General features: G+C 55.9%; 11 protein-coding genes. 1 reads left to right on the forward strand and 10 read right to left on the reverse strand.

Annotated features, from left to right (window positions below; translation table 11 throughout):
• Positions 1 to 391: 391 nt before the first annotated feature.
• The gene (locus BSF79_RS19595) at positions 392 to 895 is read left to right on the forward strand and encodes a hypothetical protein (protein WP_139246485.1); all 504 of its coding nucleotides are present in this window, start codon (positions 392 to 394) and stop codon (positions 893 to 895) included.
• A gap of 159 nt (positions 896 to 1,054) precedes the next feature.
• Here BSF79_RS19595 and BSF79_RS17465 read toward each other — a convergent pair whose 3' ends face one another.
• The 10 genes from BSF79_RS17465 to BSF79_RS17510 form a co-directional block, all read right to left on the reverse strand.
• Positions 1,055 to 1,636, reverse strand: a complete 582-nt coding sequence (locus BSF79_RS17465; RefSeq protein ID WP_090271116.1) for a poly-gamma-glutamate hydrolase family protein — start codon at positions 1,634 to 1,636, stop codon at positions 1,055 to 1,057.
• 117 nt (positions 1,637 to 1,753) lie between these two features.
• Positions 1,754 to 2,731, reverse strand: a complete 978-nt coding sequence (locus BSF79_RS17470; protein WP_090271117.1) for a hypothetical protein — start codon at positions 2,729 to 2,731, stop codon at positions 1,754 to 1,756.
• An 85-nt stretch (positions 2,732 to 2,816) separates the two neighbouring features.
• Positions 2,817 to 4,685 (reverse strand): hypothetical protein, encoded by a 1,869-nt coding sequence (locus tag BSF79_RS17475; RefSeq protein ID WP_090271118.1) that lies wholly within the window; start codon positions 4,683 to 4,685, stop codon positions 2,817 to 2,819.
• The gene (locus tag BSF79_RS17480) at positions 4,682 to 5,200 is read right to left on the reverse strand and encodes an ABC-three component system middle component 2 (RefSeq protein ID WP_090271119.1); all 519 of its coding nucleotides are present in this window, start codon (positions 5,198 to 5,200) and stop codon (positions 4,682 to 4,684) included. Before BSF79_RS17480 ends, BSF79_RS17475 begins: the two co-directional genes overlap by 4 nt.
• The gene (locus BSF79_RS17485) at positions 5,188 to 6,198 is read right to left on the reverse strand and encodes an ABC-three component system protein (protein WP_217650097.1); all 1,011 of its coding nucleotides are present in this window, start codon (positions 6,196 to 6,198) and stop codon (positions 5,188 to 5,190) included. Before BSF79_RS17485 ends, BSF79_RS17480 begins: the two co-directional genes overlap by 13 nt.
• Before the next feature lie 340 nt (positions 6,199 to 6,538).
• Positions 6,539 to 7,153, reverse strand: a complete 615-nt coding sequence (gene scpB, locus BSF79_RS17490; protein ID WP_090271121.1) for an SMC-Scp complex subunit ScpB — start codon at positions 7,151 to 7,153, stop codon at positions 6,539 to 6,541.
• 2 nt (positions 7,154 to 7,155) lie between these two features.
• The gene (locus BSF79_RS17495) at positions 7,156 to 8,040 is read right to left on the reverse strand and encodes a DUF1403 family protein (RefSeq protein ID WP_090271122.1); all 885 of its coding nucleotides are present in this window, start codon (positions 8,038 to 8,040) and stop codon (positions 7,156 to 7,158) included.
• Between the two features lie 204 nt (positions 8,041 to 8,244).
• Positions 8,245 to 9,258 (reverse strand): TniQ family protein, encoded by a 1,014-nt coding sequence (locus BSF79_RS17500; protein ID WP_090271123.1) that lies wholly within the window; start codon positions 9,256 to 9,258, stop codon positions 8,245 to 8,247.
• Between the two features lie 2 nt (positions 9,259 to 9,260).
• Complete coding sequence (locus BSF79_RS17505) at positions 9,261 to 10,139, reverse strand: TniB family NTP-binding protein (protein ID WP_067296747.1); 879 nt, start codon at positions 10,137 to 10,139, stop codon at positions 9,261 to 9,263.
• Positions 10,132 to 11,778, reverse strand: coding sequence for a Mu transposase C-terminal domain-containing protein (locus tag BSF79_RS17510; RefSeq protein ID WP_090271124.1), 1,647 nt, complete (start codon positions 11,776 to 11,778; stop codon positions 10,132 to 10,134). Before BSF79_RS17510 ends, BSF79_RS17505 begins: the two co-directional genes overlap by 8 nt.
• Positions 11,779 to 11,932: the final 154 nt, after the last annotated feature.

Genomic DNA, 11,932 nt, shown 5'->3' on the forward strand with positions numbered 1-11,932 from the left:
AACGCTTCCGGTTCTCGAAAGTTTGCTTCGACGAACTGAAATTTGTCACCAAAAAATTGGTCCCTGAACGTAGATTGCCCGCCCTTCCCAAAGTCCGCATTCTACATAGTCTAATTGCATGTTGCGCTCGCAGCGAAAGTCGGCTTCCCGCCCAAAGCCGACGTTGATATCGTCGTTGGGTTTCTGCGATTGCAGCCCACTTTCCGGACGTTCACCGCAAACCCAAAACCTTTTCATGTTCGAACTGATGGGCTGAGGATGCTGCAGCCATTTGCGATTATGAAAAAAATGACTACTCACATCTGTTTTCCGGCGGTCCAGAGTGCTTACATGTAGTCGAACAAAAACTACAAACGAGCCACTCCTGTCATTTTTGAAACGGAAAGAATTGATGATCAACTATGTCGCTCCATTGGGCGGTCAGACAATCGGCAAGGCCGCAAGTCGCGAAGATGCCTGGTGGCTTTGTAGCCGCTATGGCTTGAAGCCATTTCCTTTGAATGATGCCTCTGCGGTGAGATTAGAGGACGCAGAGAATGGAGCAAAGGTGTGGACGGTTCCCTGCGAGCATACTCAATACCCATATGATCGTGCTGCCTTTGAAAGTCGGCATCGTGATGGCTTGGCTACATTAGAGAACGGCCTTCCAGCATGGCCTGTTGCTGAAGAAAATGGGATAGCATTCCAAACCTTCAAACAACGGCTCAAACGAGGCTGGTCGGAAGAAAGAGCCGCAACTGAAGGGGTGCGGGAAATGGCGCATAATCCCGATGATGAGTGGGAAGTAATTGCGCTGGAAAACGGGCTATCTGTCCGCGCATATCGCAGCCGTGTTCAGGCTGGTTGCCCTGAAGCCGTTGCCGCAACGTTGGGGCTAAGTTGGCGGAAGTGGTAAGTTTCCACTCTTCGCGCGCAAACGCGGCCCATTCCGATCAATCACAGCCCAATACACGTGCTGCGCCGCCGCCCGTCATTCCAGCCATTCGCTGCAAATGCAAAAAACAACTTGCAGATGATCTCATACCGCTTGTGCAAAGCAGTCCGTTCCTCAGCTCTAGACAATGGCTTTCCGCACGGCGCGAGAGAATTTGTTGAAAAGGTCGGGTTCGGAAAGCAGATCGTTTCGGAGAGACTTCGGAATTTCAAGTTGTACACCCGATGATCGGCTACCTCGATTACAGATGTTGTTCTTATGCTCTCCAGCAAGCTCACCGCACCCAACAGCAGCATTGAAACCCTCCAACGCAAGTTCATTAATTATGGCGTCTCTGGTAGCCGCATCCAGCCCTCCAACATGAACAGTCGCGGGATCATCGCGGTCTCTGCGACCATGGAAAGCAACTACGACAGCATGCTCGCTGACAATATCAATTGCTTCCTCGTCGTCGTACTTATGAGACGTCACATGCAAATCACTGTGAGGTCTTTTCCGAATGCCCTCAAATAGGTACAGCGAATGGTCTTCGCTCGCCACGGCTTTAGCCAACTCAGACGTCCCCGGCTCAATTTTGCCTCCATGAGGAGCCATGATCAAACAATCCGAAGCCCTCTTCACGGCTTGCTTCAGATAGTCGGACCCATTTTTCTCGACAAGATAAAGCTCTACAAAGCTAGAATACTCATCTTTCGCCATCATCCACCCAGTTCACGTTATCAGTTCAACAAACCTCCTAAAGTGTTCGAAGCTACCTCACAACATTGCTCATGAAGGAAAGACGCTCTCTGACATGACTGATCTGCAGTTGAATAGGCTCTACTCGTGATACCTCATGGTATTAGCGCCCTTAGGCGGATTTCCAAACGCTAGGCGTCGCGATGTGATGCGACCGGTTGGTGCCACAATCTCAACTATCGCATTGTTCAATGCATCTACAAAGAGCTTGTTGAAAATATTCGGGAATTTGGGATGGCTGAACATCACATTGGGCAACCGAAGGTCAGCAAGCGTACCGGCCAAATAGTCAGGCAGCCTAACAAACTCGTCGTGCTTTGTTATGCCGTCCATAAGCGGCGAAGCAAATATGAGTTGCGGCCTAAGAACATCAATGACACCCCCCGAGCGCCGCCTCATAATTTGAAACAGCAACCAAGCAAGATCGAATGCAAGTCCATCGTGCCGATCAAACATGGCGTCGCGATCACTTATCCAGCGAATACTTAGCGGCGATTTTCCTTCATGAATTAGGTGGAAAACAAGCGCCCCAAATGAAGCAACCAGAAAGATTCTCCGTAGAAGCGCCGTTGATGGATTTTTACTGGAAAGTTCACCTTCCAATAGTTGAAGTTTTCGGTCCAGATCGGAGTAGTATTGTACGTTTCTGGGTTCTGCGGATCTCCAATCCACAACTACGTCTCGCAGATCTTTTGCGATGGAACTCATTGCGTCTATTGTGATTGCGGCCTTCAGGTAGTTGCTGTCTTTCTCAACGAGAAAATTATAACTGAAGGTCACCGGTGAGCAAAAATAATCTAGGAATTCGTTCGAAGGAGTACGAGTTTTCTTAAGGTCCTTCGGCGCGAACGCAGAAATCCATGATGCAATATTTTCGTCGGTGTCATGCTTTGGCATAATAACAAAAGAAAACGCATCACTTTTCTTATTCTTATTTCCAACGCTGTAGTCCGAGGCAACTGTCCAGTTTGCGGCAACTGGAATTTTCTCAAACCAACGCCAAAAATCAGACCGAACAGTTTGACCCGAGGTCTCAAGCAGTCTGATCAGTTCTAGCATCTACATTGCCTCTCTTCCAATTTCGGGCATAGGTTGCATGTGCTGCGGAGGATCAAAAATGCATGAGATTTTTGACATTTAAGACCTAGACAGAACGCTCCAAAAGGCCAAACCTGCCGTTCCCATCTAATCCAGTGAAGGTTTCTATCCTTGCAAGTGATTGCACTTGCTCCGGCGGATCTGAATTCTCGATTACCACGAACTGCACTTGATCACTTAGGCTTGCGAGGTGGCGATAGAAGTGCTCTGCAAGACTTGTCGATTTGAGCGCAATCTCGTCTTCGGATAGTTCGCCATATTTGGGGAATTTCATCGGTTCGCGATAGGTCAGCAGTGGCGTGTCCAAGACAAGAAAGCCTGGATGGGGTAGATCATTTTCGATGCAATAGACAATAACCGACACATTGAATGCAGCATGTAGGATCGCGCGAACACCCTTGCCGTTCGCAGCGCGTGCTTTGCCGCCGATGGTGATATCGTTGGCAACCGGGTCAAATTGTACTTTCTCAGCATCAGGAAACTTCCAAGCTTTCAGCACATTCTTTACCGTGTCCCCAAACTTAAATGCAGTTGTTGAATCCGGCCCTACTGTAAGGCCATCTCCTTCGCGTTTGGTGGGTTGTGAGGCGATCTTCTCGCGGCGCGCATTGAGCTTTGTAAGGCGTTCATAGAGCGCCAAGATCTTCTGAGCTTCGTCCTGCGCTTCGGAATAGGCCTCATAGCTTTTCCGCGCCGAAACCTCCTTAGGGCGGGCATTTTCGATATTACCGTCGAAGTCTTCAATGTCTTTCTTGAGCCGGGTCACTTGCCGCTGAAGACCTTGCGCTTCCGCTGCAAGAGATGTCATTGTCTGCGACAGTTCACGCTGTTCGCGCTCAATTTTGTTGGCTTCGGCGGCAGCGGCCTTATGCGCCATTTCGATTTCGGCAGTGGCACGATTGTGCTGTTGCGCCTCAGCAGGGGCCCCGCAGACGGGACAAGCCATGCCTGCCATAGCGACGAGGACAAAACCGCCTTCCTCAATAGACTGAAGGCGTTGCAAATCCGATGCATAGACTGATTGCAATTTGGAGAAGCGGTCAAGAGTTATCCCAAGTTCATCCGCTCTCACATTGAGCTCCAACCGTTTGTCCAAAGCAGCCCGTCGCTTCCCAACGAGGTCGTCAAGTTCGTTTTGCGCTCCCTGCAGCTGGTCCAGCAAACCCGCCGCGCTCTTGTCTAGGCGATCTAACTTCTCTTCAATTTCAGATTCTGTTGGAGCTTCGGGACCTAATTCGTTAGTGAGCTGCTCAATCCACTCATCGATCAATTCAAGCTTTGCGGCTTTCGCAACTTTTCGTTCTGTGGGCTTGGGCACGGTCACGACAGACGCGTCATCTATGCCGGTCAAAATAAGCTTGAACAGGTTCTGCTCAAATGTCCGCTCAGTGGGAGATCCTGAGGACAGAACAGGGCTTCTTTTTGCGATGATGTCCTCTTCTGAAACGACGGCATATGGGGACAGAAGTCGAATGGACAAGATGTCCTTTTTACCGTTGCCATCTCTCACAACCTGCTTTCCAGCCAAGCCAATAGCTTCGAGCAGAAAATGAGAAACGGTATCGGTTCTGCGAGATTCGTGCTGCCCACGTAGGGTTTTACCCTTGATTTGGCTTTCAGCGTTAACCAACCCTTCATACAATTTGAAGTGCCCACCCCGTGTCGGTCGATACAACGTGACTTTACTGCCATCCGACAGCTCAATGCCGAGCCAGACCGCATCATAGCCCACGACTTCATCAGTTTCGGGCAGGGCCTTGATGGCCCCGATCATGAAGAGGAGAGCGAGTGAGGCGAAAGATTTGCCAGTGTTTGAAGCACCAAAAACGATGTTTAGACCGTCTTGAAATTCTAGTCCTGACGGCTCAATTGCAGGGCCAGTAAAAATCAGGTGACGTAGGTGAATGCCAGTCATAGGTTAGCGGGCCCTGATACTGTTTCTTCCTGTCGAAATTCTGCTGTCCACCGCCCAATTTTATTTTCCACGAGTTCCCGGATTTGTGCCGAAGTTAGGCCGCCGAACGTTTTGGCCATCCATTCTGCGCGGCGCTTGAGTTGGACTGAATATGGAGATTGCAGTAGATCAAGGTAACTTGGTGCCTCTTCACTTGCGCTGAACTGAACACCCGTTTCTGTATCAACCACGGTTACAAGGTGTACCTGTTGCATAAGGCGCAAACTGCGCTCAACGAGTTGACGACGCACAAGCAGTTCACCTGTTCGGTTAGGCAGATCGGGGTGTAGACTTTTCGGCACGTCGTCGACGCCAAAATCTCCAGTATGAACGACGATGTGATCAAGCCATGTCAATTCGATGAGATCACACTGCCGTGGATATAAAGCTTCGAGAACTATCAAACTCCGAATGCCTGTTTCCAAAGTGCTATTAAATGGGTGAGGGGTGTCAATTGGGTCTTCTACCGTTTCCATGGCAACCGCCCCTTTATTCCTTCGTTAGCAAACTGATGACAGGTTCCTTGCTTCACCTGCGGGCCCGCGTGCTTGCCCAACACACCAGAAGGCTGAAGGACTGCGGCTTGCTTCATGACTTTGCTTGCTCGGTCTAGACCATCCGCATGCTTCTCGCGATGTGTTTCGACTACGCCGTGGTAGATTTCATCTTTAAAATCGGCAAGATATTCTGTTGGGGTCGAGTCACGATAGAAACGGTCAAACGCGGCGGCGTCAAAAAACCGTGTTCTTTGATCGCGTAAGTGGGTTCCAAATTCCGCACTGGCAAGTGCAGCTGCCGCATCAGGAAATTTGCCGGGTCCTCGTTGCTCATAGAGATCAAGCAGCTGGCTGATATATTCAGACTCAACGCCTTGTATCTGGCTAGGTACAACGCCACGAGGGGACTTTCCAGGGTCGTTACCAAACCACTTTACGAGAGCCACTTTGCAAGCGGTGTCATCTACAAGCTTTGTAGAATCAAGCCAGTGGATTTGCGTGAAATCAAAGGCTTTGATGGTATTCTCGATCAAGGGCGTTAAAACAATAGTCTGCCGGCTGACCAGCTTCTTGGATATTTTTGTGTCCCAGTGTTCAAGGAAAGCTTTACGAAAGCGCTCAGGGTGCGCGATGTATGATTGGACTGCTCTTGCAACGCCATAGGGCGCGACGAAATAGTAGGACCTTGGCAATGAAAACTCACCGTTTGAGGCATGCATAAAAATCTTGCCAAGCTCGACGAATGCAGAGGCTTCTTTCAGCGAACTGCTGAGCTGTTTGCATTGAAAGTTATCCCAAGGACCCTCCATGCGTTGATCAGTAATATAGCCAGTGACGTCGCGGCCCATGTCACCTGTACCGCGCCAAAGCTCATGGCTGTGATAGTCTTTGACCCGCTGTTCCAGCCAATCGCTAACAAATTCTTCAAGACTATCTGGCGGTAGCGCACGAACGAGCAATGCATAATTTGTGCGCACCCTAAGTTCCTCATCAGAAAAATTAACTGCAATAGCGGCTCAACATTCGGCTCGTTAAGGTTGTACCGCAACTCATCGAAATAACCATCCAGAAAAGTTGAAGGTCTGCTTCCGTTAAAAGTATCAGCATTTTTGCATTTGTAGCGAATGACCGCTATCCGCCCACAACGACGAGGAGGGAATGCCTTGTCGCTAGAATTGCACGAGGCTTCGTTCAGAAATAATGAAACGATTTTCACATTGCAATCATGCGGCTTTTTGCAGAACGCAGAAGAATCGTTGCACGGCAAATGAAACGATAAGCAGAACGGCGGACTTCACTTTCAGCATCGGCAATGCGTCACCCGAAATCGACCTCTGGTGCTTGGTCGACAACTCCCGCATCCTCCAACTGTTCCCGATCGGGAAGATCGCGCAGGCTTTCCAAACCGAAGGCAACAAGGAACTGCTCCGTGGTGACGAAGGTATAGGGCGCCCCCCGACGCGGCGACCTTGGCCCTGTCCCGATCAGGTCGCGCGCATGCAGCCGACCGATCAGGTCACGGCTGATCTCCTTGCCGAAGATATCCTTCAGCCCGTCGCGGGTGACCGGTTGGTGGTAGGCAATGGCTGCCAGGACGGCGACGTCGAACTCGCTCAAGTCCAGCAGTTGGTCGCCGACGTCTGCCGCAGCTCGGATCGCGGGGGCATAGGCCGCCCGCGTCCGGAACATCCAGCCGCCGGCGACCTGGGCGATCTCGAAAGCCCGCCCCTCCAGATCGGCGGCAAGATCCTCGACCAGCAGGTCAATCGACACCCCCTGCCCCACCACGCGCGCGAGGTCGTCGCGCGGCACCGGCGCGGCAGAGGCGAAGAGCACCGCCTCGATCCGGCGCATCCATTCGCGCCAGCGCAGCTCGGGCGGCAGGTCGGACAACTCGCGGTCCAGTTCGGGGTCGGCGCGATCCTTGGCCATGCTCACACCCCGTAGAGCCGAAAAGTGTCGCGCCCGGTCAGCTCGCGCACCGCGCCGAGGTCGACCAGCCGGTCGCACAGTCGCCGCGCGGCACGGTCGGGCAAAGGCAAGACTGAGGGCGCGACCGCATCGCGGGTCAGGAACATCTCGACCGCTTCGCCCGCCCTCTTGGCGCGAAGTTTGGGGGCAACCGCCTTCAAATGCGTCGTCCGACGCGCGAGGTCGGAAGCCTGCCGCACGGCCTCAATCGTCGATGAAATCAGCGCCCTGTGACAGGTCAAGCGCAAGTCGTCGCCTTGCTTGCGCAGGTCGGCGCGTTTCAGGCCCGCGGCCAACAACGGCACGAGATGATCCCAGCCAAGCGCCCGTGCCAGAGCTGCATCAGCAAGAATCAGCGCAGGCACGTCGGCACGCGGCGCTCCGGTAAGCACCGCCTCCAGCGCCATCGCGGCCCGGGCCACGGGCGCCCCTTTCCCCGCATCGAGCCACGCGGCATTCTGGCCCGTCTCGAAGGCCGGCAAGGCTCGTCCCAAAGCCTTGATCGACACCGGCCGCTCCACCGCACGCCGCCAGGCAAGGTAGGTTTCACCGCCCGGTCCGGGAAGATCGCCGGGCCGCAACAGGTGCGCCGCATCGCGCAACTCCCCTGCCCGCTCCGACCGTCCAGAGAACGCGACGCAAGCCTCGGCCGCACGCAACGCGAGCCGGTCCCGCAACAAGGCTTGGGGCACCTCTTCACGTCGCAACACAAGATGCAGGTGGTTCAGCGCCGCGCCCGACAAAAACGAAACATCTTCAAGGGTTTCAGCGTGCGCGGAGGTGACCCAAGCGGGCATCCGCGGTAACATGTCGCGGTCGCTGATGTGATCTGGCCGGGCAAATGTCATGCTCAGACCCTACACTCGTGCGGCGCTTTTAGCCAGAAAATACCGAATAAACCGCCTCAGCTTGTCGTTCTCAATTACGTCCAATAAGTTTGCATTATCGGACATTAAAAGATATGCTGAAAATCAGTTCAATGTCATCACTGGATTTGTCGGATGGCCGGTGTTGATGAGATTCAAGCACTTCCCTGAAAAACGAACCGGGGTTCATGAGATTCCGTACCGGTATTTATGAGACTGGATGAGTCGGAGTTTGTGAGACTGGCGTTGTCTCGCGGCTTTTTCTGCAGACTGCCGTGCTCTCTCGTCGCGCTCAGCGCGCCAGAACCGGGCCGAGATGCTTCGCCTCAACGAAAGAGGCCATGCGTCAATCGCCTGCCGGACCCGTCCCTGCGCCTCCGCATCGCTCATGAGCATGACTGAGATCGCCCATTTGACCGGATCCTCAATGATCCGCCCGGCGCCGACCGCCAGCGCGAAACACTGCAAGAGCGAGCCCTGCGCCAGGGCGTGGAGACCGGGACGCACTGGCTTGGCAAGCACTGGCGCCACCTGATCGTATTCGGGAACTACGACCGTGAGCGCCTGTCGGATGATCGGCGTGGTCAAAAAATCATGATAGTCCCGGCGGTCTTTCAAAGACATTCGTGGCTGCTCGCAAACGTTCGGCGGCGAGGCCCGGCGATGTCGCACCGTCAGAAGCTGAAGCACTTCGGGCGCTTCCAGGTCGCCCTGCCCCGCGCTGCGCGCCCAGGCATCGAGATGCGCGGCACCGACCTCGGCATGCCCTTCAAGTTTCTTGAAGCAATCCGTACCGAACCGATCGGACAGGGTCTCGCCGGTGGCGCCCCGAAACTCCACACCATGCACCGGGCAGCGAAATCGCCACGGCAGGGCTGTGGATTTGCGTTGCGGCTCTTCGGGACAGTACGGGCAGTAATACCGGCTCTTCCGCGCGATCATCAAACGCGCCTGTGGCCCGAACTCCCGGAATGTCATGGCCTGCACTGCTTCGGGCGAAAGGCCGATCCGAGCCGCGATCAGAGCCCCCTGCCCTTCCGAGAGACGCCATTCCAGGTCGAACACGTCGTGCCCCTTCAGGCCAAGCGTGGCGACGAATTCCGAAACCGTCATGGCGTAGAACGGGGCCATACGCGCGATCCAGGAGGACAGCCGCTCGTCAGCCTCTGGGGCGTATACGACCGGCAGGCGCCCGCACATCGTCACACCGGCTCTCCCAGGACCGCCTGCAACCGGTCGCCGCCCAGAATATCGCGCGAGAGGATGCGTTCCTCGCCACTTTCGATGGCGGCGATCGCCAGCTGCGACAAGATCGAAAAGATGCCCGAGGTGATGCCGCCAGTCACCTTGATCATCCGCGTGAGTGCCTTCTCGTCGATCTGGCTTTGGCGCCGAAGCGGCAGCGTGCGCGTGAGCGTGCTCATCAGCCCGTTCAGATCCTCGCCCTCGCGCCAAGGCGGCAACGCGAAGGCCTCGAAACGGCGCACCAGCTGATCATCGGTGCGCAGCGCGTTGCGAGCCTGCGCTGTACCAACACAGACCAGCGGGATGCGCAGCTCGTTGCCCAGAAAGCGCAGCATGTTCAGGAATCGTGCCTGTTCGCGGATCGTCCCCGCCTGCAGGCTGTGAATCTCGTCGATGACCAGCATCCCCGGACGCAATTCGGCGAGCAGACGCAAGGCCAGGCTTTCCAGCACAGACAGTGTCGCCCGAGGCGGCTCCGGGGCACCGATCGCCGCCAGGATCCGGCGGTAGAAGCGCGATTCATCAGGCCCAGACACCATCTGCACGGCGACAACCGGCATATGTAGCCGTCCGCTGGTCTCGTCGAAGCTCGATGCGTGATCGCGGGTGAACTTCTCGATGATCATCGTCTTGCCCATGCCGCTGTCACCGACAATGAGCAGGTTCGGCATGCGGGCGCGCTCGGGAAACGACATCAGCGTTTCCAGCTTCTCCAAGGCAGCCTCGGCCCTGGGATAGGAGACCCAGCGGTCGGCGCGAATCCGGTGAATGCGCTCCTCGGCGCTGAGCGCCGCGATCTTGCCGGCTCCTGGATAGAGATGCGGGAACTCAGTCATCGTCGTACCACTCCTCGACCTTGAAGCCGGGATGGCTAAGGAACGGGCTCCCCTCCCCTTCCGGCGCAGGCAGGGCATCTCGCGCGGCGGCATCCGGTGTCACATCGATCATCGGCAGAGGGGCCAGATGCGCCCGCCGCGCCTGGTGGCGCCGTATCGCCTTAGTTTGCCGCTCGGCACTGTCGACGAGGTCGCGCTGCGCCTCGATCGTCCTGAAAATCAGTTCCTCATCTACCGACCGGCGCCCGGCCTCGCGCAAAGCGCGTCGCGCTGCGCGGTGCTCCCAGAGCGTGACCGCAGGTCGGGTCAGATCCGCCGGCCGGGCTTCGATGATCCCGTTCTCTGTCAGCACGAAGATGCGCGAAAGATCACGCGGGTCGTATTTGAGCGTGAACTTGCGGCTTTCCCGGCCCATCAGCCAGCGCAACTCGTCCGCCCAGTAGCGGATGTGGAAGAGATGCAGGCCGTCGCGCTGCAAAACTCGCTGCTCGGAGGGCAGGAAATCGACCAGGAACTGCCTGAGATCGGCCGGGATTTGGATCCGGACCTCGTTCGTCCGCGCCGCCCAAGCCGCTGCAGGTGTCGTTTCCAGCGCGCTGTGGACCCGCGCATGGTAGGAGCCGGTGATCTCGAGAGCGAGCCAAGTTTCCAGCTCTCTGAGCGTCATCACCGCCTCGGCTTCCGCGTCGAGATCACCGCGCTCGAAAATATTCGAGAAATGCGAGCCCGGCAGCAGGTGAATCGCGCCCATCATCGTGCCGATCAGGCGCTCGATATGGCCGCCATAGCGCGGCGTTCCCGGTGGTCGGTGCCGCAGGTCGATCTGATATTCGGAACAGGCCCGCTCAAAGGCGCGCGCGTGGAACTCCGCGCCATTGTCCACGTAAATCGCGATCGGGATACCCTGCGCAGCCCAATCCGTGCTGATACCTCGCGCAGTGAGCCAATGCGATTTGTCCATCACCGCATGGGTCAGACACAGAGCAACAGCCAGAAGCGATGGCGGCTCCAGCGACAGATGAAACCCCAAAACCATGCGGGTGTTCACATCGATTGCCACAGTCAGCGTCGGACGACCGAGCGGGCAACGCGTCACCGGGTCGACCACTGTCACATCGGCCTTGGTGTGGTCGATCTGGACGATATCGAGAGGGCTGTCTGCAGTAAGGCCTCCCGGCGTGGCCAGATGGCGTCGCTCAGCCTTGTCCTTGCCTTCACGTCGGGCCATCAGGTTTGCCTGATCGTGCCCCTCCAGCCAGCGGCCCAAACGCCGGATCGAGGGTGGTGCCAACCCTTGCGCCTGACAATCGGCAGCGATCTCCCGCCAGAACCGTGTCCTGGTGGGCTTGCGGCGGGTGGCATAAAACTCCCTGAAATGGCGGGAGACAATCTCGTCCACCGCCGGGTTCAGGGGCTGCATGCCCGGTTTGGGCCCCCGGGTATCCCGTAGCAGTGCACTGGTCCGCCCGTCTTCGCGGAACTGCTTCACCAGACGAAAGAGCGTGGATCGGCTGACATTCAACTGGCGCATGGCCCAGTCGACATTGCCCTGAGTGAGCTGGACCGGCAGCTCCGCGATCACTTGCGCGCGGCGCTCGGCCTCTTCCCAATCCTTGTCAGCTGGAAAATTATCGGACATAACTTACTCAGTGCATGGATGCCGGATAGTCTCACCAATGGTGACTCAAATCGGCGTCCAGTATCACATACCCTGAATCAGTCTCAGAAATGCGACACAGGTAAGTCATTGAAAACAAATGGATCGCAGTCTCAAAAACTCCGGCAGACCGACA

Origin of the sequence: Thalassovita taeanensis (genome assembly GCF_900110775.1) — a bacterium.
GTDB classification, from domain to species: domain Bacteria; phylum Pseudomonadota; class Alphaproteobacteria; order Rhodobacterales; family Rhodobacteraceae; genus Litorimicrobium; species Litorimicrobium taeanense.